Origin of the sequence: Streptomyces virginiae (genome assembly GCF_040638905.1) — a bacterium.
Lineage (GTDB): Bacteria > Actinomycetota > Actinomycetes > Streptomycetales > Streptomycetaceae > Streptomyces > Streptomyces virginiae_B.
This window is the reverse complement of sequence record NZ_JBEZYV010000009.1, coordinates 1-25269: the sequence shown is the minus strand read 5'-3', so window position 1 is coordinate 25269 and position 25269 is coordinate 1. Positions and strand designations below refer to the sequence as shown.

General features: G+C 73.0%; 18 protein-coding genes. 7 read left to right on the top strand and 11 right to left on the bottom strand.

Annotation, left to right across the window (positions count from 1 at the left end):
• Position 1: 1 nt before the first annotated feature.
• The 4 genes from AB0F82_RS14895 (at position 2) to pulA (ending at position 10584) form a co-directional block, all read left to right on the top strand.
• Entirely contained in the window at positions 2–1651 is a 1650-nt protein-coding gene (locus AB0F82_RS14895) for a glycoside hydrolase family 13 protein (RefSeq protein ID WP_356812155.1), read from the top strand.
• Entirely contained in the window at positions 1648–2652 is a 1005-nt protein-coding gene (locus AB0F82_RS14890) for a LacI family DNA-binding transcriptional regulator (RefSeq protein WP_362627195.1), read from the top strand. The genes AB0F82_RS14895 and AB0F82_RS14890 overlap by 4 nt, the downstream gene beginning before the upstream one ends.
• Before the next feature lie 776 nt (positions 2653–3428).
• Complete coding sequence (locus AB0F82_RS14885) at positions 3429–5147, top strand: carbohydrate-binding module family 20 domain-containing protein (protein ID WP_362627192.1); 1719 nt, start codon at positions 3429–3431, stop codon at positions 5145–5147.
• 94 nt (positions 5148–5241) lie between these two features.
• Positions 5242–10584: a pullulanase-type alpha-1,6-glucosidase gene (gene pulA, locus AB0F82_RS14880; protein WP_362627189.1), complete on the top strand. Its 5343-nt coding sequence runs from the start codon at positions 5242–5244 to the stop codon at positions 10582–10584.
• On the opposite strand, the gene AB0F82_RS14875 is transcribed toward pulA, so the two are convergent.
• From AB0F82_RS14875 to AB0F82_RS14840, 8 genes are all read right to left on the bottom strand, one after another.
• On the bottom strand, positions 10571–11107 hold the full coding sequence (locus tag AB0F82_RS14875; protein WP_030828561.1) for a GNAT family N-acetyltransferase: 537 nt from the start codon (positions 11105–11107) through the stop codon (positions 10571–10573). The two genes, pulA and AB0F82_RS14875, sit on opposite strands and share 14 nt — an antisense overlap.
• A 61-nt stretch (positions 11108–11168) precedes the next feature.
• Positions 11169–11885, bottom strand: coding sequence for a TetR/AcrR family transcriptional regulator (locus AB0F82_RS14870; protein ID WP_362627186.1), 717 nt, complete (start codon positions 11883–11885; stop codon positions 11169–11171).
• 23 nt (positions 11886–11908) lie between these two features.
• Positions 11909–12955, bottom strand: coding sequence for a PDR/VanB family oxidoreductase (locus AB0F82_RS14865; protein ID WP_362627183.1), 1047 nt, complete (start codon positions 12953–12955; stop codon positions 11909–11911).
• Positions 12952–13848, bottom strand: a complete 897-nt coding sequence (locus AB0F82_RS14860) for a metal-dependent hydrolase (RefSeq protein ID WP_362627181.1) — start codon at positions 13846–13848, stop codon at positions 12952–12954. Before AB0F82_RS14860 ends, AB0F82_RS14865 begins: the two co-directional genes overlap by 4 nt.
• A gap of 90 nt (positions 13849–13938) precedes the next feature.
• Complete coding sequence (locus AB0F82_RS14855; protein WP_362627179.1) at positions 13939–15342, bottom strand: hypothetical protein; 1404 nt, start codon at positions 15340–15342, stop codon at positions 13939–13941.
• A 186-nt stretch (positions 15343–15528) separates the two neighbouring features.
• Positions 15529–17466, bottom strand: a complete 1938-nt coding sequence (locus AB0F82_RS14850; RefSeq protein ID WP_362627176.1) for a hypothetical protein — start codon at positions 17464–17466, stop codon at positions 15529–15531.
• 56 nt (positions 17467–17522) lie between these two features.
• Positions 17523–18320 carry a tyrosine-protein phosphatase gene (locus tag AB0F82_RS14845; RefSeq protein WP_362627174.1) on the bottom strand — a complete coding sequence of 266 codons (798 nt, stop codon included), beginning with the start codon at positions 18318–18320 and terminating at the stop codon, positions 17523–17525.
• Between the two features lie 91 nt (positions 18321–18411).
• Positions 18412–18999, bottom strand: a complete 588-nt coding sequence (locus tag AB0F82_RS14840) for a rhomboid-like protein (RefSeq protein WP_362627171.1) — start codon at positions 18997–18999, stop codon at positions 18412–18414.
• Between the two features lie 63 nt (positions 19000–19062).
• Here AB0F82_RS14840 and AB0F82_RS14835 point away from each other — a divergent pair, with 63 nt between their 5' ends.
• A complete protein-coding gene (locus AB0F82_RS14835; protein ID WP_362627168.1) occupies positions 19063–19812 on the top strand; it encodes a hypothetical protein in 750 nt (249 codons plus the stop codon).
• Between the two features lie 88 nt (positions 19813–19900).
• On the top strand, positions 19901–21349 hold the full coding sequence (locus tag AB0F82_RS14830; RefSeq protein WP_362627165.1) for a PepSY-associated TM helix domain-containing protein: 1449 nt from the start codon (positions 19901–19903) through the stop codon (positions 21347–21349).
• A gap of 85 nt (positions 21350–21434) precedes the next feature.
• Here the strand turns inward: AB0F82_RS14830 and AB0F82_RS14825 are convergent, their stop codons facing one another.
• The 3 genes from AB0F82_RS14825 to glnII all read right to left on the bottom strand — a co-directional run bounded on the left by AB0F82_RS14825 (position 21435) and on the right by glnII (position 24408).
• Positions 21435–22025 carry a winged helix-turn-helix domain-containing protein gene (locus AB0F82_RS14825; protein ID WP_356812167.1) on the bottom strand — a complete coding sequence of 197 codons (591 nt, stop codon included), beginning with the start codon at positions 22023–22025 and terminating at the stop codon, positions 21435–21437.
• 339 nt (positions 22026–22364) lie between these two features.
• A complete protein-coding gene (locus tag AB0F82_RS14820) occupies positions 22365–23285 on the bottom strand; it encodes a DUF6891 domain-containing protein (protein WP_362627162.1) in 921 nt (306 codons plus the stop codon).
• 103 nt (positions 23286–23388) lie between these two features.
• Complete coding sequence (gene glnII, locus AB0F82_RS14815; protein ID WP_356812169.1) at positions 23389–24408, bottom strand: glutamine synthetase; 1020 nt, start codon at positions 24406–24408, stop codon at positions 23389–23391.
• 268 nt (positions 24409–24676) lie between these two features.
• Between glnII and AB0F82_RS14810 the strand changes: the two genes are divergently transcribed.
• The coding region (locus AB0F82_RS14810) for a Gfo/Idh/MocA family protein (protein WP_362627675.1) at positions 24677–25269 on the top strand (593 nt) is incomplete at its 3' end.

Here is a 25269-nt window from a genome sequence, read left to right as displayed (position 1 = left end):
CATGACCCAGCACCTCGCCGACGCACTTCCCACCACCACCGGCACCCTGCCCGGCTGGTGGAGAGACGCGGTGATCTACCAGGTCTATCCGCGCAGCTTCGCCGACTCCAACGGAGACGGCATGGGCGACCTCGAAGGCATCCGCAGCCGCCTGCCCTACCTCAAGGACCTGGGCGTCGACGCCGTCTGGCTCAGCCCCTTCTACGCCTCCCCGCAGGCCGACGCCGGCTACGACGTCGCCGACTACCGGGCCATCGACCCCATGTTCGGCACCCTGCACGACGCCGACGCCGTGATCCGCGAAGCCCACGGACTCGGCCTGCGCATCATCGTCGACCTCGTCCCGAACCACTGCTCCGACCAGCACGAGTGGTTCAAGCAGGCGCTGCGCGAAGGCCCCGGTTCCCGACTGCGCGAGCGCTTCCACTTCCGTCCCGGCAAGGGTGAGGACGGCGAACTGCCGCCCAACGACTGGGAGTCGATCTTCGGCGGCCCGGCCTGGACCCGGGTCGCGGACGGCGAGTGGTACCTGCACCTCTTCGCGCCCGAGCAGCCCGACTTCAACTGGGACCACCCCGCCGTCCAGGACGAGTTCCGCTCCATCCTGCGCTTCTGGCTCGACCTCGGCGCCGACGGCTTCCGCGTCGACGTCGCCCACGGCCTGGTCAAGGCCCCCGGGCTGCCCGACCTCGGCGCCAGGGACCAGCTCAAGCTGCTCGGCAACGACGTCATGCCCTTCTTCGACCAAGACGGCGTCCACGAGATATACCGCTCCTGGCGCCGCATCCTCGACGAGTACGAGGGCGACCGCGTCTTGGTCGCCGAGGCATGGACCCCGACCGTCGAGCGCACGGCCCGCTACGTCCGCCCCGACGAGATGCAGCAGGCCTTCAACTTCCAGTACCTGACCAGCGACTGGGAGGCGACCGCGCTCCGCGAGGTCATCGACGGCTCGCTCGCCGCGATGCGCCCCGTCGGCGCCCCCACCACCTGGGTGCTGTCCAACCACGACGTGACCCGGCACGCCACCCGCTTCGCCAACCCCGCCGGCCTCGGCACCCAGCTGCGCGAGCCCGGAGACCGCGAGCTCGGCCTGCGGCGGGCCCGCGCGGCGAGCCTGCTGATGCTGGCGCTGCCCGGTTCGGCATACGTCTACCAGGGCGAGGAACTCGGCCTGCCCGACGTCACCGACCTGCCGGACGAGGTCCGCCAGGACCCGTCGTTCTTCCGCGCGGCCGGACAGGACGGCTTCCGCGACGGCTGCCGGGTCCCCATCCCGTGGTCGGGCACCGAGGCCCCGTACGGCTTCGGCACCGGCGGCAGCTGGCTCCCGCAGCCGGACTCCTGGGCGGAGCTGAGCGTCGAGGCGCAGACCGGCGACGCGTCCTCCACCCTGGAGCTGTACCGGGCCGCCCTGCGGCTGCGCCGCGAGCACCCGGACCTGGGCGCGGGCGAGTCCGTGGACTGGCAGGAGGCTCCCGACGGCGTCCTGGTCTTCCGCCGCGGCGACTTCCTCTGCACCGCCAACACCACCGGCACGGCGGTACGGTTCCCCGTCGCGGGCAAGGCCCTGCTGTCCAGCGGTGCGACGGTGGAGGACGGCGTGCTGCCGGCCGACACCACGGTGTGGTGGCAGGTGACGGCGGGGTGACGTCCCCCCTCCGGCTGACGGACATCGCCGCGCAGGCCCAGGTCAGTGAGGCGACGGTCAGCCGCGTGCTCAACGGCAAGGCGGGCGTCGCGGCCGGCACCCGGCACAAGGTGCTGGCCGCGATGGACCTGCTCGGCTACGAGCGGCCCGTCCGACTCAAGCGCCGCAGCAACGGCCTGGTCGGACTGCTCATCCCGGAGCTGACCAACCCGATCTTCCCGGCGTTCGCCCAGGTCATCGAACAGGCCCTGGCCGGGCACGGCTACACCCCGGTGCTGTGCACGCAGACACCGGGCGGGGCCACCGAGGACGAACTGGTGGAGCAGCTGGAGGAGCGGGGGGTCACCGGCATCGTCTTCCTGTCGGGGCTGCACGCCGACTCCCACGCCGACCCCGCCCGCTACCAGCGCCTCGCCTCCCGCGGGCTGCCGTTCGTGATGATCAACGGCTTCAACGAGCACGTGAACGCGCCCTTCATCTCCCCGGACGACCGGGCGGCCGCCGAGATGGCCGTACGGCACCTGCAGGACCTCGGGCACGAACGGATCGGACTGGCCATCGGGCCGACCCGCTACGTGCCCTCGGCCCGCAAGGAGCAGGGCTTCCGGTCCGTCGTACCGGACGCGCAGGACGAGGGGCGGATCCAGCGCACCCTCTTCACGGTCGAGGGCGGGCACGCCGCGGGCGGCGCCCTCCTCGACCGCGGCTGCACCGGCATCGTGTGCGGCAGCGACCCGATGGCGCTCGGGGTGATAAGGGCCGCGCGCGAGCGCGGCCTGCGGGTGCCGCAGGACGTGTCGGTGGTCGGCTTCGACGACTCGCCGCTGATCGCCTTCACGGACCCGCCGCTGACCACGGTCCGCCAGCCGGTACGGGCGATGGCGACGGCCGCGGTCGGCGCCCTCCTGGAGTCGGTCTCCGGAACCCCGGTCCAGCGCACGGAGTACGTCTTCCAGCCGGAACTGGTGGTGCGCGGCTCGACGGGCCAAGTGCCGGTGTAGGGGGGCGGGTCGGGGGTGCGGCGGGGTCGGGGGCGCGGGGCCACGGGGGCGGGGCCTTCACCCCCGCGGCCCCACCGCCCCGGGTCGGCGGTTGCCCACCCACCTCCCGGCGCGGGGTGGTGTGGGGGAGCGGGAGCCGCTCGGCCGGTATCAGGGATGTGCTGGGGTTTCCCGTCAGTCCCATCGTCTCTCCGTGTCGGGCCGGCCCGTCAAGGGCGCTCGTTCCTCGCGTCGCTTCGCGATGTCGCTGCGCTCCACCCTTGACCGACCGTCCCGCCACGGAAATCCGAAAGACTGCCGGGAAGCCCCCAGGACGTCACTGACCGCCGAGTTCTCGGCTCCCGCATCCCGGAGCCGCCGCGGGCTTTTGGTCTCCGTCCCGCCGGTTCCCGCCCCCGGAGCCGCCCCCCGGCTTTCGGCCTCCGTCCGTTCGGTTCCCGCTCCCCGGAGCTGCCCCCGGGCTTTCGGCCTCCGTCCGGCCGGCTCCCGCTCCCCGGAGCCGCCCCCGGCCTTCGGCCTCCGACCGACCGGCCCCGCCCCCCCGGAGCCCCTCCGCGCCTTGGTCCTCGCCCCCGGCCGCTTTCGGTGCGCGGCGCCGGGTGTCGTGTGGGTTCCTGAGGGGTGAACTCGCCTCTGGGGGGCCCTAGTCGAGGTGTCTGTCCAGCAGGACACGCCTCGGAAACAATTCTGCAATCTCTTGCGCAAACTCTTGCAGGGCTCCTACCTGGGACCTACGGTCGCTCCAATCCCCACCTCTCCCCCCAGGAGGACCCCGCATGCCTGCCAGGGCCGTCAGAGCTGCAACCCTTTTCAGTACCGCCACCGCACTCGCCGCCGCCGCCGCGCTCACCGCCGTCGCGCCGCAGGCAGCCGCCACGCCCCCGGGCGACAAGGACGTCACGGCCGTTCTCTTCGAGTGGCGCTTCGACTCCGTGGCCAAGGCCTGCACCGGCAGCCTCGGCCCCGCCGGGTACGGGTACGTCCAGGTGTCGCCCCCGCAGGAGCACGTGCAGGGCAGCCAGTGGTGGACCTCGTACCAGCCCGTCAGCTACAGGATCGCCGGCCGGCTGGGCGACCGTACGGCCTTCAAGGCCATGGTCGACACCTGTCACGCCGCGGGCGTGAAGGTCGTCGTCGACTCGGTCATCAACCACATGGCGGGCCCGGCGGACGCGGGCGCCACCCTCACCGGGACGGGCGGGAGTTCGTACACGAAGTACAACTACCCGGGGATCTACTCCGGCTCGGACCTGGACGACTGCCGGACGACGATCTCCAACTACCAGGACCGCGGCAACGTTCAGAACTGCGAACTCGTGCAGCTCGCGGACCTGGACACGGGCCAGGACCACGTGCGGGGCCGGATCGCCGGCTACCTCAACGACCTGCTGTCGCTGGGCGTCGACGGCTTCCGTATCGACGCCGCCAAGCACATGCCCGCCGCGGACCTCGCCGACATCAAGTCCCGGCTGACGAACCCCGGGGTCTACTGGAAGCAGGAGGCGATATACGGCGCCGGGGAAGCCGTCCAGCCGAGCGAGTACCTCGGCAGCGGTGACGTGCAGGAGTTCCGGTACGCCCGGGACCTCAAGCGCGTGTTCCAGAACGAGAACCTGGCCCACCTGAAGAACTTCGGCGAGGCCTGGGGCTACATGCCGTCCGCCCAGAGCGGCGTCTTCGTCGACAACCACGACACCGAGCGCGTCGGGGACACGCTGACGTACAAGGACGGGTCCGCCTACACCCTCGCCACGGTCTTCACACTGGCCTGGCCCTACGGCTCCCCGGACGTGCACTCCGGCTACGAGTGGACCGACAAGGACGCCGGCCCGCCGAACGGCGGCACGGTCAACGCCTGCTACTCGGACGGATGGAAGTGCCAGCACGCCTGGCGGGAGATCTCCTCCATGGTCGGCTTCCGGAACGCGGCGCGCGGTCAGGGCGTCGTGAACTGGTGGGACAACGGCGGTGACCAGATCGCCTTCGGGCGCGGCTCCAAGGCCTACGTGGCGATCAACCACGAGGGTTCGGCCCTGACCCGGACGTTCCAGACCTCGCTCCCCGCCGGCGACTACTGCGACGTGCAGAGCGGACGCACCGTCACCGTCGGCTCCGGCGGCCAGTTCACCGCCACGCTCGGCGCCGGGACCGCCCTCGCCCTGCACGTCAACGCCCGTACCTGCGCCGGCACCCCCGCGGGCCCCGGCGGCGCGGCGTTCGCCGTCAACGCCACCACCGTGCCGGGCCAGAACATCTACGTCACCGGCGACCGCGCCGAGCTCGGGAACTGGAACACCGGCGCCGCGCTCAAGCTGGACCCGGCCGCCTACCCCGTCTGGAAGCTCGACGTCACGCTCCCGGCCGGCACGTCCTTCGCGTACAAGTACATCCGCAAGGACGCCTCCGGGAACGTCACCTGGGAGAGCGGCGCCAACCGGACGGCCACCGTCCCCGCGAGCGGCAAGGTCACGCTGACCGACACCTGGCGCAACTGAACCCGCCCCACAGACCAGGGCCGCCCGGCACCACCTTCCCCGCCCCCCGCCGGGCGGCCCTCATCCATGCGACACGTACACAAGGAGACCCGCCTTGATACGCCCTGCCGCAGGAGTGCTCGCCGCCGCCCTGGCCGTGACGCTCCTGCCCGCCCTCCCCGCCGCGGCCGCCGAGGCCAAGGCGCCCGCTCCGCCCTCGGACGCGAAACTGGCCGCCGAACCGGCCCGCAATGACCTGACCCGCGAGCAGTTCTACTTCGTGCTCCCGGACCGGTTCGCGAACGGTGATCCGCGCAACGACCGGGGCGGACTGACCGGCTCCCGCCTGGAGACCGGCCTGGACCCCACCGACAAGGGCTTCTACCAGGGCGGCGACCTCAAGGGGCTCACCGACCGGCTCGACTACATCAAGGGGCTCGGCACCACGGCCATCTGGATGGCGCCGATCTTCAAGAACCAGCCGGTGCAGGGCAAGGGGAACGACGTCTCCGCCGGCTACCACGGCTACTGGATCACCGACTTCACCCAGGTCGACCCGCACTTCGGGACCAACGCGGACCTGGAACGGCTGATCGACAAGGCGCACGCCAAGGGGATGAAGGTCTTCTTCGACGTCATCACCAACCACACCGCCGACGTCGTGGACTACCGGGAGGCCTCCTACTCGTACCTGTCGAAGGGGGCGTTCCCGTACCTGACCAAGGACGGCGTGCCGTTCGACGACAAGGACTATGCCGACGGGAAGCGGAAATTCCCGAAGGCCGACGGTGAGTCCTTCCCGAGGACCCCGTTCGTGCCGGACGCGAAGAAGAACCTCAAGGTGCCCGGCTGGCTCAACGACCCGACGATGTACCACAACCGGGGCGACTCCACCTTCGCCGGCGAGTCCTCCGAGCAGGGCGACTTCTTCGGCCTCGACGACCTGTGGACCGAGCGTCCCGAGGTCGTCAGCGGGATGGAGAAGATCTACGAGAAGTGGGTCAAGGACTTCGACATCGACGGCTTCCGCATCGACACGGTCAAGCACGTCAACACGGAGTTCTGGACCCAGTGGGCGACCGCCCTCGACGAGTACGCGGCCGAGCGCGGACGCGACGACTTCTTCATGTTCGGCGAGGTCTACTCCGCCGACACCGCCGTCACCTCCCCGTACGTGACGCGGGGCCGCCTGGACGCCACTTTGGACTTCCCGCTCCAGGACGCGATCCGCGCGTACGCCTCCCAGGGCGCGGCGGCCTCGCGGCTGGGCTCCGTCCTCGCCGACGACTACCGCTACACCTCGGGCAAGGCCAACGCCTACGAGCAGGTGACCTTCCTCGGCAACCACGACATGGGCCGCTTCGGCGCCTTCCTGAAGCAGGACCGGCCGGGCGCCGCCGAGCAGGAGCTGCTGGGCCGCTACCGGCTCGCCAACGAGTTGATGTTCTTCTCCCGGGGCAACCCGGTGGTCTACTCCGGTGACGAGCAGGGCTACACGGGCGCGGGCGGCGACAAGGATTCGCGCCAGCCGCTGTTCGCCTCGAAGGTCGCCGACTATCTGGACGACGACCAGCTCGGAACGGCGCGCACGCACGCGAGCGACGCTTACGATCCGGAGCACCCCCTCTACAAGGAGATCAGTGCTCTCGCGAAGCTGACCAAGGCCCACCCTGCCCTGCGCGACGGCATCCAGAGCGAGCGCCTCGCCGACGGCAGCGTGTACGCCTTCGCGCGCACCGACGCCCGTACCCGTACCGAGTACCTGGTCGCCGCCAACAACGGCGCCGAGTCCCGCACCGTCGAGATCGACGCCCCGGCGGGCGCCCAGTACCGCACCCTGTACGGCGGCACCGCCCTGATCCGCGCCTCCGCCGCGGGCAAGCTCACCGTCGTCGTCCCCGCCCTCGGCTCGGTGGTCCTCCAGGCCGCCGCCCCCCTCGCCGCCCCCACGGCCAAGCCCGCCCTGACGCTCAAGCCCCCGGCCCCCGGCGCCGCAGGCACCGTCGAGCTGTCCGCCGACGTCAGCGGCGGCGGCCTGAACCGGGTCGTCTTCGCCGCGCAGACCGGCAACGAGAAGTGGCAGGTCCTCGGCTCCGCCGACCACGCCCCCTACAAGGTCACCCAGCACGTCACCGCGCCCGCCGGGACCCCGCTGCGCTACAAGGCCGTCGTCGTCGACTCGGCCGGCCGTACCGCGAGTGCCCTCGCCGCGTCCGCCGCCGGACAGGCCCCGCCCGTCGAGGTCCCCACCGCCACCCAGCGCGACTACGCGGTCGTCCACTACAACCGGCCCGACGGCGACTACACCGACTGGCGGCTGTACGCCTGGGGCGACATCGCGGACGGCGAGGCCACCCCGTGGCCGGCCGGCCACGGCTTCACCGGCCGCGACGCCTACGGCGCCTTCGCCTACGTCAGGCTCAAGCCCGGCGCCTCCTCCGTCGGTTACCTCGTCATCGACAAGGACGGCAACAAGGACGTCGCCGCCGACCGCACCATCGACGTGACGAAGACCGGCGAGATCTGGCTGGAGCAGGGCAAGGAGCCCGCCCGCACCGACCGCCCGGCCCATCCGCCGCAGGACCAGGGCAAGGCCGTACTGCACTACCAGCGCCCCGACGGCGCCTACGACGGCTGGGGCCTGCATGTCTGGACCGGGGCCGCGGCCCCGACCGACTGGTCCAAGCCGCTGCTCCCCGCCCGTACCGACTCCTACGGCGCGGTCTACGAGGTCCCGCTCGCCGCCGGCGCCACCAGCCTCAGCTACATCCTGCACAAGGGCGACGAGAAGGACCTGCCCACCGATCAGTCCCTGGACCTGAAGGCCACCGGCCACGAGGTGTGGATGCTGGGCGGCCGGGAGAAGTACCTCCTGCCGCAGCCCGCCGGCTCCTCCGCCGCCCTCGACCTCACCACGTCGCAGGCGGTCTGGATCGACCGCGACACCGTCGCCTGGAACGCCCCCGCGGCGGCCGCGTCCGTCCAGCTCCTCGCCTCCCGCGACGGCGCCGTGAAGGCGGAGAACGGCGCGCTGACCGGCCCGGCCCAATGGCTGCGGCTGGCCCGCGCCGAACTCACCGCCGCCCAGAAGCAGAAGTTCCCGCACCTCGCGGCGTACTCCGCATTCAGCGTGGACCCGCGCGACCGGGACCGCGTACGGGAGGCCCTGCGCGGGCAGCTCGTCGCCTCCGCCCGCGCCGCGAACGGCGCCGTCCTCGCCGCCACCGGCGTCCAGCTCGCCGGGGTCCTCGACGACCTGTACGCGACGACCGCGGCCCTCGGCCCGGTCTTCAAGGACGGCCGCCCCACCCTGTCCGTGTGGGCGCCCACCGCCCAGCAGGTGTCCCTCGAACTCGACGGGCGTACCGTCGCCATGCGCCGCGACGACGCCACCGGCGTCTGGTCGGTGCGCGGCGAGCGCTCCTGGACCGGGAAGCCGTACCGCTACGCGGTGACCGTGTGGGCCCCCAGCACCCGCCAGGTGGTCCGCAACCTCGTCACCGACCCCTACTCCACCGCCCTGACCGCCGACTCCACCCACAGCCTGGCCGTCGACCTCGCCGACCCCAAGCTCGCGCCGCCCGGCTGGAAGTCCCTTCGCAAGCCCGCGGCCGTGCCCTTCACCTCCGCGCAGATCCAGGAGCTTCACATCCGCGACTTCTCCGTCGCGGACCGCACCAGCGGCCACCCCGGCCAGTACCTTGCCTTCACCGACACCGGCTCGGCGGGCATGCGCCACCTGCGCGACCTGGCCGCCGCCGGCACCTCCTACGTCCACCTGCTGCCCGCCTTCGACATCGGCACCATCCCCGAGAAGGCCGCGGACCGCACGCAGCCCGCCTGCGACCTCGCGGTGTACGCGCCGGACTCGCAGGAGCAGCAGGCGTGCGTGGCGGCGGCCGCCGCGAAGGACTCCTACAACTGGGGCTACGACCCGCTGCACTACACCGTTCCCGAGGGCAGCTACGCCAGTGACCCCAACGGCACGGCCCGTACCGTCGAGTTCCGCAGGATGGTCCAGTCCCTGAACGGGTCCGGGCTGCGCACGGTGATGGACGTCGTCTACAACCACACCGTCGCCGCCGGTCAGTCGGACAAGTCTGTCCTCGACCGCATCGTCCCCGGCTACTACCAGCGCCTGCTGGCCGACGGCAGCGTCGCGACCTCCACCTGCTGCGCGAACACCGCTCCCGAGAACGCCATGATGGGCCGCCTGGTCGTCGACTCGGTCGTCACCTGGGCGAAGGAGTACAAGGTCGACGGCTTCCGCTTCGACCTGATGGGCCACCACCCGAAGGCCAACATCCTGGCCGTCCGGGCCGCGCTGGACGCCCTGACGCCCGCCAAGGACGGCGTCGACGGCAAGAAGATCATCCTCTACGGGGAGGGCTGGAACTTCGGCGAGATCGCCGACGACGCCCGCTTCGTGCAGGCCACGCAGAAGAACATGGCCGGGACCGGCATCGCCACCTTCTCCGACCGGGCGCGCGACGCGGTCCGCGGCGGCGGCCCCTTCGACGAGGACCCGCGCGTCCAGGGCTTCGCGTCGGGCCTGTTCACCGCCCCGAACGGCTCGCCCGCCAACGGCACCCCCGAGCAGCAGAAGGCCCGCCTCCTGCACTCCCAGGACCTGATCAAGGTCGGCCTCTCCGGCAACCTCGCCTCGTACGCCTTCACCGACACCTCCGGGCGCCGCGTGAAGGGCTCCGAGGTGGACTACAACGGCGCCCCGGCCGGCTACGCGGCCGCCCCCGGCGACGCCCTCGCCTACGCGGACGCCCACGACAACGAGACCCTCGCCGACGCCCTGACCTTCAAGCTCCCGCCCGCCACCGGCAACGCCGACAAGGCCCGCATGCAGGTCCTGGCCATGGCGACGGCCACCCTCTCCCAGGGCCCGGCCCTCTCCCAGGCCGGCACGGACCTGCTGCGCTCGAAGTCCCTGGACCGCAACTCCTACGACAGCGGCGACTGGTTCAACGCCATCCAGTGGGACTGCCGCGCCGGCAACGGCTTCGGCCGCGGCCTGCCCCCGGCCGCCGACAACGCCCCGAAGTGGCCCTACGCGAAGCCGCTGCTGACGGGGCCGGCGCCCACCTGCACCGACATCAACGCCACCGCGGCGGCCCACCGCGACCTGCTGAAGATCCGCACCACCGAGCCGGACTTCTCCCTCGCCACGGCGGAGGCCGTCCGGTCCCGGCTGGCGTTCCCGCTCTCGGGCCGGGAGGAGACCCCGGGCGTGATCACCATGACCCTGGGAGACCTGGTGGTGGTCTTCAACGCCACCCCCACCGCCCAGCCCCAGCGCGTCACCGCCCTCGCGGGCACCGGCTACCGCCTGCACCCGGTGCAGGCGGCGGGCTCCGACGCCACCGTCAAGCAGTCCGCCTACGACGCACGGACAGGAGAGTTCACCGTCCCGGCGCGCACGGTGGCCGTCTTCACACGACGGTGAGCCGGTCGAGCCGCTTCTCCAGCAGGATCACCCCGTAGGTCCTGCCGTCCTTCCCCCGCTTGTCGGGGAGCTCCCCGACCACCCGGTAGCCCGCGTCCAAGTAGTACGCGAGCAGCCGGGGGTTGGTGGAGACGCAGTCCAGTCGCGCCCGCTCCCGCCCGGTCCTGGCCGTCCGCCGTTCGGCATGTTCGAGCAGCCGGCGCCCCGCCCCGGCGGGAGCGGTCTCGCGCGACACCATCAGCCGGTGCACGTAGCCCGCGACGGGCGGCTGGATCCCCCAGGCCTCCTCGTCGGACCACCACAACTCGTAGGCCCCGCACACCCGCCCGTCGGCGTCGCCGGCGAGCCACACCTCTCCGTCGTGCATCTTCGACCGGAAGTGCGCGGCGTCCTTGTCGCCGGGCTTCCACTGCTCGATCCCGTGCTTCACCATCCAGCGGGCGGCCTCGTCGTACAGCCGCACCAGCGTGCCGGCGTCCTTCTCCACGGCCGGCCGGAACAAGATCCCGTCGTCAATGATCACGCGGGCATTATCGGTGATCGCCACCGGTCGTGATCAAGAGAGGGCGCGGTATGCGCGCCGGTCACACCGCGGGGGCGGCGCCACCCGGAACGAGCCCCACCAGACGCCCGACCAGCTCCCCGAAGGGCCCGTCGGCGGGCTCGTCGGCCAGGATCCGTACGAGGATCCCCGCCATCTCCGGGTCGTACGCGGCGCTCACCGCGGCCAGCGCCGCGAAGTCGTGCACCAGTTGGAGCTCCAGCTCGCCCCGCGGGATCCGGCGCCCGTCCAGCCAGATCAGCGCCGTGGACTCGGCGAGCGACACCCAGGAGCGCACCACGAGTTCGAGCCGGGCCGGCACCTGGGCGAGCCCGATCCCGAGGTGCGTGAGGATCTGCTCGTACGCCGCCTGCCGGACCTCGTCGATCATCGCGTTGGCACGGCTGCTGCCGGCCGCGGGACCGCCCCGCATCAGGGCCGAGAAGCCCGGCCCGTGGTCCTCGACGAACGCGAAGAACCGCCCCATCACCCGCAGCAGGCGCGCCCCCAGCGGCCCCTCCCGCGGCTCCACGAACCGCTGCGCCAGCTCGTCGGCGGCCCGCCGCAGAGCCGCCTCGTACAGGCTGAGCTTGCCGGGGAAGTAGTGGTAGACCAGCGGCCGGGATATCCCCGCGGCCGCCGCGATCTCGTCGATCGACACATCGTCGGGCGACCGGTGGCTGAACAGCTCCAGGGCAACCCCGATCAGCTGTTGCCGCCGCTCCTCGACACCCATTCTGCGCCGCACTCCGGTCGTCATGCGGACACCCTACTGGGGAGCGTTCACAGGTCCAGGGCGAGGCGGTCCCCCTTCGCGCGCGAGACGCACAGCAGCATCGACTCCCCGCGCTCCTGGTCGGTGAGCAGGTCGTCGCGGTGGTCCACCTCGCCCGCGAGGACGCGGTGTTGGCAGGTCCCGCAGAACCCCTGCTCGCACGAGTACGGGGTGTCCGGCAGCTCCCTGCGCACCGCGGCGAGCGTGCTCTCCCCGGCGCCGACCTCGACGAGCCGTCCCGAGCGGCGCAGTTCGACCGTGAAGGCCCGCGCCGCACCGGGCGCGGCGGACGGCGCGAAGCGCTCCAGGTGCACGCACGCCTGATCCTGGGCGGCCTCCGCGACGGCCAGCATCAGGGGTTCCGGCCCGCAGCAGTAGACCAGGGTGCCGGGCGCCGCCGTGGCGAGCGGGGTCAGGTCCGGCAGGCCCACCTCGTCCTCGGGATGGACCGTGACCCGGTCGCCGTAGGCCGCAAGGTCGTCCAGGAACGGCATCGAGTCGAGGGAGCGGCCCCCGTACAGGAGGGTCCAGTCGGCGCCCGCCGCCGTGGCCGCGCGGAGCATCGGCAGGATCGGGGTGATGCCGATGCCGCCCGCGACGAACGCGTACGACGGAGCCGGGAGCAGCTCGAAGCGGTTGCGCGGAGGGCGCAACTCCAGCTCTGCGCCCTCGACGAGCTGTGCGTGCGCCTCGCGGGAGCCGCCGCGGCCGTCCTCGACCAACCGGATCGCGATCCGGTAGCGGCCCTCGTCCGCCGGGTCGCCGCACAGCGAGTACTGGCGGACCAGGCCCGAGGGCAGGGTGACGTCCACGTGCGCGCCCGGCGTCCACGCGGGCAGCTCCGGGGACTCCAGGGTCAGTTCCAGGACGTCCTGCGCCGGCTCCGCACGGGCGACGATCAGCGCACGCAGCGCTCGGCGCGGGGAGTGGCCCGAGACGGGTACCTCCAGGGCCGGCAGCGGCCACAGAGGGGACTGCCCGATACGGCGGTTCAGTGCCCGCCGCGCCGCCCAGGCCGCACCCGCGACCGCCGTGGCCACGAGGGCGCGCCTCACGCCCGCACCCCGCCGTTCGCGCCGGGGGAGGAGGCCAGGTAGGCCACCGCCCGGGCGGTCGAGCCCTCCTGCGAGGGGTGGTACGTACGGGAGAGGTACTTCGGGATGGACTTCAGCATGGAGCCCGTCGACGGGAGCACGCCCTGCTGCCCGGCCAGGAAGAACTGCCCGAAGGAGGCCTTGCCGCCGACGAGGTGGGGGTCGTTCTCCATGAAGAAGCGCACCCCGCGCTGCCAGAGGAAGACCAGGGCGGTGAAGGCGGTCGCCCAGGTCCGGGCCCGGCGCCGGTAGCCGCCGTCGACGTGCATGAAGAGGTCGAAGGCCACCGAGCGGTGCTCGACCTCCTCCGCGCCGTGCCAGCGCAGCAGGTCCAGCATGGTGGGGTCGGCGCCCCGCCGGTCGAGTTCGTCGGCGCCCAGCACCCAGTCGCCCAGGAACGCCGTGTAGTGCTCGATCGCCGCGATCATCGCGACCCGTTCCATCAGCCACCAGTGCCGGGCCCGGCCCGGCGGCAGGGTCCGGTCGCCGAGCAGTTTCTCGAACAGCCAGTCCACCTGCGCGGTGTAGGGCGTCGGGTCGAGGCCCAGCCGCTTCAGGTGCGGGAGGACGTCGTCGTGGGCGGCGGCGTGCATGGCCTCCTGGCCGATGAAGCCGACGACGTCCTCCCGCAGCCGCTCGTCCTCGATGTACGGGAGCGCCTGCTTGTAGACGTGCACGAACCACCGCTCGCCGGCGGGCAGCAACAGGTGCAGCACGTTGATCATGTGCCCGGCGAAAGGTTCGCCGGGCAGCCAGTGCAGCGGGGTGTCCTCCCAGCCGAAGGACACGTTCCGGGGCCTGAGGTCCACGTGTTCCGACGCCACGGGGGCGGGCGCGAGCGGCGTATTAGACATGGCGTCAATGTACTGATGGGTACAGGGAGTGAGAAGACCCCTGCGCCCACTTCTCGCGCCCGCCGCCGTCCGGCGGGTGGGCCTGTCCGGCTACCGACCGGTGCTGCCGCTCGCGAGGGCCCACTCGCGGTTCAGGGAGCCCAGCGGGATCCGGCGCTCGAAGACGGGCGTGCCGAAGAGGGAGAGCTGCAGCTGGAGCTGGCCGCTCAGGTCGAACCCGCCGTACAGCGCCCAGGCTCCGCTGACGGAGGCCTTGCCGTCGCTGGACGCGGCCGCCTTGACGTCGGCCTCGCCGCGCAGATAGGGGGCGAAGTCGCCGGTGACGCCGACGGCGCCGTAGAGCCCGACGGACGCCTCGGCGCCGAGCGCGCCCTTGACCCGCCCGGCGGCGGTGACGGTCGCCCGGACCGGCGTGCTCTTCACGTTCGAGGAGCTGACCGGGGTCCAGCCCTTGCCGAAGGCGTAGCTGCCGCCGACCTTGAAGTCGCCCTGGACGTCCTGCTGGACGTCGAGGGTGACCTTGCCGTCGGCCTCCACCTGGATGTAGCAGGTCAGGCCGAGGTTGACGACGACCGGCACCGGACCGACCTGGATGACCGGCGAGGCGTGCAGCTTGGCGAAGGGGATCCGCTTGGGTGCTCCGGTGCTCGCGGCGGCGCGGCCCTGGAGCTTCCACTGCGAGGACCAGTCGCCGCTCATCCCGAGGAACGCGCCGCGCGGGCCGGAGCCGCCGCCCTGGGTGCCGTCGTAGGAGAACTCGACCTGCGGGGCGAGCTGGACGAAGCCGGAGACGGAGGCGCCGGCCGAGGCGGGGGCGTCCGGGGCGGTGTCGACGGAGGCGTTCACGTCGAGCCGCAGGTTTCCGAGCGGCAGCTTCGCGCCCTCGGGGCCGAATTTCAGGCCCTCGCTCTTGGCCCAGGAGAAGGTGACGCCCTTCATCAGGGGCTCGACGACCACCGACGACGGGTCGACGGGGACCTTGCCGTCGGCCTTGTCGTCGTTGAGGACGGCGGCCAGTGTCGTCGAGGCGGTTTTGACCTCGGTGCCCCGATCGGTCTTGCCGACGACCTCGGTGACCTTGGCGAGCAGGCCGTTCGGGGCGCCGGGCGCCGGGGCGCTGGCGATGACGTCACCCGCGGCGACGGGCTTGTCGGCCTCGGGCGACTTGTCCTTCGAGGGTGCTTCGGAGGGCCCCTTCGGCGGGGCCTTGGCTATGACGGCCCGTCCGGTGGCCGCGTCGTACGAGGCGACCTTCAGCGTGGACTTCTCCGTCCTGCCCTTGGAGCCGCCGCGGGCGACGGCCGCGGGCGTGGGCTCGCCCTGGGGTGCGGCGGCCACGTCCAGCTGCTGTGACGTGCCGTCGGCGGACGGGGTGAGGGGGGCGGGCGCGGCCGGTTCGGCGGCGCCGGTGTGGGATGTCGATGCGCAGCCGGTGGCGGTGAGCGCGAGGGCGGTCAGACCGGGGAGGAGGAGGCTGCGGGCAAGCGTGCGCACGTGGTGGACCTTCAAAAGGGGCAGGGGTGTGGGGGATTACCGAGCGGTAACCGGTATCCGATCATGCCATGTGTACGCAGTGACCGTCATGTCCGGATCCCGCCAACTCCCTTCGGCCGCTTGGTCGTTGAATCTTCACGCGACTTCGCGGCTGTCCCGGCACGCGCCCATGGCCCGCCCCGGCGGTCAGCGCAGCACGCCCGCCTTCGTCCCGTCCGTGAGCTTCCCCGACAGGTCGACCTGCGCACCCGCCGGCGCCTTGACCGCCAGCCGGTTGCCGTTCGCCGAGCCGCTCACCCCGCCGCCCGACACCGACAGCGAGGTGAACTGCGCGCTGCCCGCCGCCAGGACGTACCACTGACCCGCCCGCGACTTCCACAGCACGCCCGCCAGCACCCGCGGCTCCCGGGGCCCGCACGCGGCGGTCCCTTCCGCGGCCGCCGCCTGCGCCGCCGCGGCCGAGCCCGGCGCCAGGAACTGGGCCTGCACACGGTCCGCCGCGCCCTGCCAGGTCTCGGCCCGCGTACAGAGCCAGGTCGCCGTCCCGTCGCCCTCCGGCAGCGGCTGCTTCGCGTACGTCCAGGCGTTGACCGCGCGGACCCCGTGCGAGCGGACCGACGGCAACAGGCAGGCGATCCTCGACCAGTCCGCGAGCTCCGCGGCCTCCGTCACGTTCCGCTCGGCCCCCGGCGCCCCCGAGGTGAGCCGGGCCGGGGTCAGCTCGCCCAGGTCGGTGATCAGCCGGGTGGCTCCGTCCCCGGTCAGGGACAGGGCGTTCCAGCTCGTGCAGTCGCCCGTGGGCGCCGGACCCGGCACCGGCGGGGTCACACCGTCCTGGGTCGGCTTCAGCACCGTCGCCGGGCCGCCGGGCTTGAGCAGGTCCCGCAGGGCCGCCCCCGTCACCCAGGGCGCGGTCAGGTAGCGGACGTTGCCGTCGACCCGGCTCACGACCAGCGCGGTCGCGGTGTCCGCCGAGGCGCCGTCGGTCCGGGCGAAGTCCAGGGCCGCGCCCGAGGACCCGGAGCGCGGTTCGGCGTAGCGGACCACGCGCAGGCCGTCGTACAGCAGGACCACCACGGCCTGGTCGACGGCGCCCGCGAACAGCAGCTGCGCCGGTCCCATCGGCGGCCCCGACGGGGTCCCCGGGGTGGCCGACACGACCACGGAGGAACCGGGCCGCGCCCAGACGGCCAGCGCCCGGCGCAGCAGCGCCGTGTCGTCCGTGCGGTCCCCGCGGGCCGGCCAGGTCGAGAAGTCCGTACGGGAGGACGTGTGCCAGAGCGCGGGCGCGGCCCGGACCAGCTTCGCGGGATCCAGGGCCTGTTCGGCGGCGGCGTTGCGCGCGTACGGCGGCGCGGCCGCCCCGTCCGCGCCCCAGCCCCCGCCGGGCAGCGCGAGCAGCGCCCCGCACACGGCGAGGGCGGCTCCGGCGGCCAGCGCGGCCCGCGTCAGACGGCGGCGCCGCAGCAGGTCGGTGGGCCGGGCCTGGAGCACGCACGGGTCGAACTCGGGGGAGGCGAACAGCGCGTCGTTCGCCGGATCCCCGGACTCCCGGACCGCCGCGGCCGGGTCCGGGACACCGGCCTCGTCGAGCACCCGCAGCACATCCGTCTCGGGCAGCCGCTCCAGGGCCCGCAGCACGCAGGCGGCCCGGCCGGGGCCGTCGAGGGTGGCCAGCCACTGGTCGAGGGCGAGCTCCTCGGCCCCGCCCGAGCGGGGGAACAGCCGCAGGCCCCACACCTGGGGCAGCACCGGCGGGAGCTGCGCACGCCGCGGCAGCGCCCGGAACGTCATCGGGAGCCCCGCCTCCAGGGCCGCGCGGAGCACCCGCAGCCGGACGTACGCGTACCCGGAGTCCTCGGGGCCGCCCCGCTGCCCCGGGACCCCGCCCTGCACGGCCGCGGCGCCGGCCGCGGCGTCCCGCCGCCCGCGCGGCAGCGCCCGCTGGACCAGCGAGTGCGCGGTGAGTACCCGCCGGTTGCGGCCGAGCGTGGGGGGCAGCACCAGATAGGCGAGCCGCACCAGCCGCGGATAGTGCTCGACGATGGCGGCCTCGGCCTGCTCGACGTCCGGCGGCACGGACACGGGGGGCAGGGGGCGGGTGGCGGTATCCGGCGCAGTCACGTTCAGCAGAACGAGCGAATCGTCGGATGGTCACCCCCAGCGCGCCCGGGGCGGGCTCAGCCCGCCAGGCGGGCCCGCAGCGCCTCGACCGTCTCGTCGGGGACGCCGAGTCCCTCGCGCACGTACTTCTCCATGGAGCCGTAGCGGGTCTCGACCTCGTCGAGGGCGGCCTCCAGGTAGGAGGGGAAGACCCCGATCAGCGCGAGCGCGATGTCCGGGTTGCCGCCGGCCGCCGTGAAGCCCTCGATCATCGGGGCGAAGGCCTGCTTGACCGCCGGGTTCACCGAGAGGTACTCGGCCATCAGGGTGTCCTCGTCCGCGCCGAGCAGCGACAGGATGACGGTCGCGCCCCAGCCGGTGCGGTCCTTGCCGGCCGTGCAGTGGAACAGCAGCGGGCCGGCCTGCGGGTCGGCGGCCTCGGTGAGCAGCATGCGGTAGGCGGCCTGCGCGGAGCCGGAGTGCACGAAGGACCGGTAGGTGTCGGCGAAGAGGGCCTGCGCCTTGCCGCCGCCCAGGCGCTCCTCGGCCACCACGGGGTCGGAGAGCAGGTCCTTGAGCTGCGCGGCGGCGGGCTTCCTGCCGGCGTCCCGCAGCTTGTCCGCCAGGACGTCGCCGACGAGGAGCCGGGCCCCGGCCGGTATGCGGTCGGGGTGGTCGGCGCGCTCCGCGTCGGTGCGGAGGTCGATGACGGTACGCACGCCCAGCGCCGCCACCACCGGGTCGGCGTCGAGGTCGAGCCGGTCGAGCTGGCCGGAGCGCAGGACCAGGCCGTGTCGGACGGTGCGGCCGCCGGAGAGCGGGGTGCCGCCGAGGTCGCGGAAGTTGGCGACGGTGGTGGACGGGGTGGCGGTCATCGTGGCGGCTCCAGCGGTGTTCGGTTACTCGTGTCATGCGGTGTCGCGGTGCTGCGGTCGTACGCGCGGCTCGGTGCGACGGTGGGACGATTCAGGCCATTTTCTGATGTTTCGCACCAGGGAGACAGTCGAGGGCCAGCGAGACCCCTATGCCGATCCCGAGCGCCGCGAGGTGCCCCGCGTCCGTGAAGGTCCGGCCCCGCCTGAGGGCCGGCGCCGCCGCGAGCGCCAGCAATCCGGCCCGGGCGGCCGTGCGGACGGCCCCGCGGGGCAGGGCGGAGGTCAGCGCGCCGAGGACGGCGTTGAATCCGTAGCTCGTCCCCACGTCCAGGGCGCGCCGGGTCGCGGAATCGGTGGTACCGCGCAGCGCCCCGTACACGAGGAGGGTCGCGGAGGCGTGCCCGAAGAGGAACACGGCGGCCGTCCACCAGGCCCCGTAGGCGTATTCGGCGTAGCCGAGCACCGCGACCAGCAGCAGTGCGTACGGCAGGGGCATCGGTTCTTCGACGACGAGAGCACTGCTCAGCAGGGTCTCCCAGCGCCCGGCGGCGAGATTGTCGACGTTCGTCGAGCAGTCCCGGAGCAGCCGCTCCCGATCGGCCGGTCCGGTGCGCTCCAGGGCGTATGCCCCGAGCTGGACCGCGCCGGCGTACACCGCGCCCCATGGAATTGGATTCACATGCTCATGATCGGATAAGCCCCTGGTGGAAGCCAAGGGGCGTCGTGCGAACATGTCCCGGCCATGTTCGAATCCTTCGCGCCGCTGCGCGCCACCCGAGCCGCGATGTTCGCGGCGGTGTGCGTCGTCCTGGGCGCGGTGGGGCATTCGTACATGTCCGGCAAGGACATCCCCTTCTTCGGCCTTCTGGGTGCTTTCGCGGTGACCTTCGGCCTCGCCCGGCTCGCCGCCGGACGACGGCGGGGACCCGTCGGGATCGCCGCGGCGGTACTCGCCGTCCAGGGCGTGCTGCACCTCGTCTTCTCCGGCAGTCGTGCGGCGGGGACCGCCACCGGGCCCGGCGCCGTCCAGCACCACCACGACATGTCAGCGGCCGACGCGGGCCTGACCGCCGCCGGGGCCCCCGGCGTTGCCGATGTGGCGGGCACGGCCGACACGACCGCCATGGCCGACATGGCCGACATGGCCGGGACGGCCGGTCACGGCGGCGCCGGGATGATCGCCGCGCACGTGCTCGCCGGGCTGCTCTGCGCCGCCTGGCTCGCGCGGGGCGAAGCCGCCGTCTTCCGGCTGGCCCGCGTCCTGGGCGCCGTCGCCGTGCATGCCGCCCGGCCGCTCGCCCGCGCGATCGACCTGCTGCGGGCCCGGGTGGCGGCCGTACCGGCCCCGCCCGCCTCCCCCGCCCCGCACCCGCACCGGCGGGCGCGCCGACTGCGCGGAGCGGTCCACGCCCACGCCGTGGTGCGCCGCGGGCCGCCCCGGAGCGGCAGTGCCCACCGCTCCACGGCCCCCGGCCGTCCTGCCCGCGCCTGATCCGGCGCACCTCCACGGCGCGTCCGTGAGAGGGGAGGCGAGGTCCGGGGCCGCAGTCCCCATGCCTTCGCCAACCCCTAGGACCAACATGTCCCTTGACGAGGTTCAGGACGTCCGCACCCCGGACTCCGATCCGCCCGCCACATCCAAGAGCCCCAGCGGCAGCTGGGCGGCCGTACGCCCGCTGCTCCTGCGCATGCACTTCTACGCGGGCCTGCTCATCGCCCCGCTGCTGTTCCTCGCCGCCGCCACCGGGCTCCTGTACGCCGCCTCCTGGCAGGCCGAGAAGATCGTCTACGCCGACGAGCTGACCGTCGCCCGCGTCGGCGACGGCGCCCTGCCGCTCAGCGCCCAGATGGAGGCGGCCAAGGGCGCCGCACCGCAGGGCGAGGTCGTGTCCGTGTGGCCCGGCCCCGACGCCGAGACCACCACCCGGGTGATCATGGACAATCCGGGCCTCGCGGAGGGCGAGACCCTCACCGTGTTCGTCGACCCGTACACCGCCGAGGTGCGCGGGCAGCTCACCACCATCGGCGACGCGCTGCCGCTGCGGGCGTGGCTGAGCACGTTCCACTCCAACCTCCAGCTGGGGGAGTTCGGCCGCAACTACAGCGAGATGGCCGCGAGCTGGATGTGGGTGGTCGCGCTCGGCGGCCTCGCCCTGTGGATCGGCCGCCGTCGCAAGCGCACGGCGCAGCTCGTCCTCCCGGACCGGGTGGCCACCGGGCGGCGCCGGACCCTGTCCTGGCACGGGGTCGTCGGCCTCTGGTCCGTCGCCGGACTCGTCGTGCTCTCCGCCACCGGCCTGACCTGGTCGAAGTACGCCGGTGAGAACATCGGGCAGCTCCAGGACGGCCTCGGCGGGGCCACTCCCGCCGTCTCCGCCAAGCTGAACCCGGGAGCGGGGGCCGGCGGCGCCGACGAGCACGCCGGCCACCACATGCCCGAGGGCACGCAGATGCCCCCGCCCGCGTCCACCGCCGACGTCGGCATAGACCGCGCCGTGGCCGCCGCCCGTGACGCCGGCGTCACCGAGGCGATCCGCGTGACCCTGCCCGCAGAGGGCAAGGGGTACGTGATCAAGGAGCAGGACAAGCAGGTGCCGGTGCACCTCGACACGGTCGCCGTCGACCCCGCCGACGCCCGGATCATGGACGAACTGCGCTTCGCCGACTATCCCGTCCTCGCCAAGATGACCCGCTTCGGCATCGACCTGCACATGGGCCAGACCTTCGGCCCCGCCAACCAGATCGTGCTCGGCGCGCTGGCCGTCGCCGTGATGTTCCTGATCTTCTGGGGCTACCGCATGTGGTGGATGCGCCGGCCGACGAAGGACCGCACGCTGTCGGTGGGCCGCCCCCAGCCGCGCGGCGCCTGGCGCAAGCTGCCCGTGACCGTGCTGCTGCCGCTGGCCGCGGGGACCGCGCTGGTGGGCTGGTTCATCCCGCTGCTCGGCGTCAGCCTGGCCGCCTTCCTGGTGGTGGACCTGCTGCTCGGTTTCGTGGCGCGCCGTCGGGCGGCGGCCGCGGCCGCGTAGCGCGGGACCGGTGAACGCGGTGGGCCCGTACTCCCCTGGGGAGTACGGGCCCACCGTCGTCGTCGGGTCGGTCAGGGGGCGGGGGTCAGGGCGCGTACTTGTAGCCCACCCGGCGCACGGTCTGGATCGCACCGCGGTGGGAGCCGCCCAGCTTGCGCCGCAGCCGGGCGATGTGGACGTCCACGGTCCGGCCGTCGCCGACGTGGCCGTAGCCCCAGACCGTGGTGACCAGCTGGTCCCGGCTGTGCACCCGGTGCGGGTGCTGCACGAGGTGGGCCAGCAGCTCGAACTCCAGGTACGTCAGGTCGAGTACGCGCCCGTCGACCTCGGCCGTCCGCTGCGCCGCGTCGATCCGGATCAGGGCGTCGTCCTCGTCGGGAGCGCCCGCCGGGCCGGGGACGGACTGCACCGGGGCGGCCACGGCCTGCGGCGCGAAGGCGATCGGAGGCTGCTGGTCGGCCGGTACGAGGACCAGGTAGCCGACCATCGGCGGCTGGCCCGGCAGCGCCGGAAGGGTGTGCTGGGGCGCGGGCAGCCAAGTGGCGCCGGGCGGGAGGAAGTCCACGACCCGGGCCACCTCGTCCCGGTCGACGGCGCGCAGCCGGTGGCGGGGACTGGGCGGATGGGCAAGGGAAGCGGCGGTCGCAGCGGAGGTCAGGGAGCGGGTGTTCGCCATGAGTGGTCAGCTCTTTCACGCGGAGTGGTCGGCAGGAGACGTGCGTGCGTCATCGATGTCGTACCGCGCAGACCGAAGGCCTCGGGGAAGCCCGGAGGAGAGGTCCCGGAGGCTTTAGAGGGCCGGCGCGTTCTTCGCGCGGCAACACTCACGATCGAAGTCGTGGTCCTGACGGGACGGCCAGAACGGCTCGAGGTCGCTGCGACCTGACGAGGTGTGCGGGTGGCTGGCCATGGCCCCATTCAAGCAGAAGTGCCGGCTCCGGGGCAGGCGGCGTCTCGTATCGCGGACCAATGTCTCGCCATTCAATCCCCATGCCCGGCAAACCGGGACAATCCATCAACTGGCCAACCGCTTCCGCCAGTCCAGTCCCGTCACCCGTATCGCATCGTGGGCAGAGCCGCCCCACGCCCACGCGAGCCCCTCGGCGGTGAGCGCCGCGACGACCTCCCGGCCGACCGAGGCCGTGAGGGCCTCGTCGGACTCGAACCCTCCGTACAGCAGGAACAGGTCCTGTCCGGCGGCCGCCCCCTCGGTGGCCTGAGAGTGGAAGAAGACGAACCCGCGCGCGTCCTGCGAGCCGACCGCCCGGATCTCGCCGAGACCGCAGCGGCGACAGCACGTGAAGTTCTCCCGTGCCGTGATGCCGGAGGCCTCCAGGGCGGCGAAGGCGCGGGTGATGCGCTCCGGATCGGTCGTGCCCTCCCACTCGGCCTGCTCGGCCACCCGCTCCCGCCACAGCCGCTCCACGAGCTGTGCGGCCTGGTCGCGGGAGACGGGCCGGACGTCACCGTCGACGAGGTGGTCCTCGGCGGACTCGGTGAGTGCGTCCCGGCTGTCGTAGCCGCAGCGCAGCCATTCTCGGACGGCCTGCGCCAACTCCCTTTCCACCTGCGGATCGAGCGGCGCTGCGTCGGCGCCGGCGGGCTCCGGTGGGAAGTCGAGGCGCTCCCAGCGGGGGCCGGTGTCCCAGTCCTCCTCCCCGCGGGCCCAGCGGGCCATGACCGTCGCCGCCTCGGCCGCCGTGGGCAGGTACGTCCGGAAGTGCCGGTCGGCGGAGCCGGCGCGGTGCTCCAGCTGGTAGTCCCCGCCCTCGTCGTGCCACACCTGTATGTACTCGTCCGGATCCGCCGTCAGCCGCTCGACGATGACGAAGTGGTCCCCGTCCGCGCCGATGCGCGCCACGAGTTCGGACAGAAGGCCGAGCGCGGGCCGTTCGTACGACTCGCCGCGCTCCGTGTGGATCCTGATCGCCAACATGGGTCCACCGTGCCACCCGGCACTGACAACGCCCGCCGGGCCTCGGGAGGCTCGGCGGGCGTCGGTGTCGGCGTCGTGTCGGTGTCGGCGCCGGGCGCGGCCGTCAGGCCAGGCCGTCCTTCTCCAGGCCGGTGCAGCAGGTGTCCGTGATCAGGCGGGTCACCACGTACGGGTCCACGTTGGCGTTCGGGCGGCGGTCCTCGATGTAGCCCTTGCCGTCCTTCTCCACCTGCCACGGGATGCGGACCGAGGCGCCGCGGTCCGAGACGCCGTAGCTGAACTCGTTCCACGGGGCGGTCTCGTGCAGACCCGTCAGGCGCTCGTCGATGCCGGCGCCGTAGTTCTTCACGTGGTCGAGCGGCTTGCTGCCCTCGCCCAGTGCCTCGCACGCGGAGATGATCGCGCGGTAGTCCTCGCGCATCGACTTCGTGGAGAAGTTGGTGTGCGCGCCCGCGCCGTTCCAGTCGCCCTTGACCGGCTTCGGGTTCAGCGTCGCGGAGACGCCGAAGTCCTCGGCCGTGCGGTAGAGCAGCCAGCGCGCGATCCACAGCTGGTCGGAAACCTCCAGCGGGCCCACGGGGCCGACCTGGAACTCCCACTGGCCGGGCATGACCTCGGCGTTGATGCCGGAGATGCTCAGGCCCGCCGCGAGGCAGTGGTCCAGGTGCTTCTCGACGATCTCGCGGCCGAAGATCTCGTCCGAGCCGACACCGCAGTAGTAGCCGCCCTGCGCGGCCGGGAAGCCGCCCACCGGGAAGCCCAGCGGACGGGCGCCGTCGAAGAAGGTGTACTCCTGCTCGATGCCGAAGATCGGCTCCTGGCCGGCGAACTTCTCGGCGACCGGACGCAGCAGCGCGCGGGTGTTCGACTCGTGCGGGGTCATGTCGATGTTCAGGACCTCGCACAGCACCAGGACGTTGTCGCCGCCGCGGATGGGGTCCGGGCAGGAGAACACCGGCTGCAGGACCCGGTCGGAGGCGTGGCCCTCGGCCTGGTTGGTGCTCGATCCGTCGAAGCCCCAGATCGGCAGCTCGGCGCCGTCGGCCAGGATCTTCGTCTTGGAGCGAAGCTTCGCCGTCGGCTCGGTGCCGTCGATCCAGATGTATTCAGCCTTGTAGCTCACGGGGCCCCATCCTCAGACTCTGCGGGTGCTGCTGGACGCTGCTTCATCGCTGCGGTGTTGACCGCAGCGTGCCCGCCCGCGATTTCTCTTCCGTTGCCCGTGTGTGAACCCCGTGTTACCGAGGTTTACGCCGCTGGTCGGCCGGCGTGTGCGGGTTGACGGTCGAGCACCCGTCCGAGTGGGGCACACTGGCCGCGTGAGCATTTCGTCTGATGTGAGCCCCGCCGGAGACCGTGCCGGAGGCCCCTCCGGGTCCGCCGCCGAGACCATCGCCGCGACCGCAGCCGGTCGGGCCCCCGCAGGCCCCCGCCCCCGGGTCGGACTGCTGGGCACCGGCCCCTGGGCGCACCGCACCCATGCCCCCGCCCTCGCGGCGCACGCCGGCTCCGAGTTCGCCGGCGTGTGGGGCCGCCGGCCCGAAGCCGCGGCGGAGCTGGCGAACGAACACGGCGTGAAGGTGTACGAAGACCCCGACGCGCTGTTCGCCGACTGCGACGTCGCCGCCTTCGCCCTGCCGCCCGACATCCAGGCCCCGCTCGCCGTGCGCGCGGCCGCCGCCGGATGTCATCTGCTGCTCGACAAGCCCGTCGCGACGACGCCGCAGGACGCCCGGGCCGTCGCCGACGCGGTCGCCCGCCACGGGGTCGCCTCCGTGGTCTTCCTCACCCTGCGCTTCGCCGAGCCCACCGCGGGCTGGGTCGCCGAGCAGGCCGGCCGCACCGGCTGGTTCACGGCGGCCGCGCACTGGCTCGGCGCCGTCTTCCCGCCCGACGGCACGCCCAGCGCCTACGCCGACTCGCCCTGGCGCAAGGCCAAGGGCGGGCTGTGGGACGTCGGGCCGCACGCCCTGTCGGTCCTGAT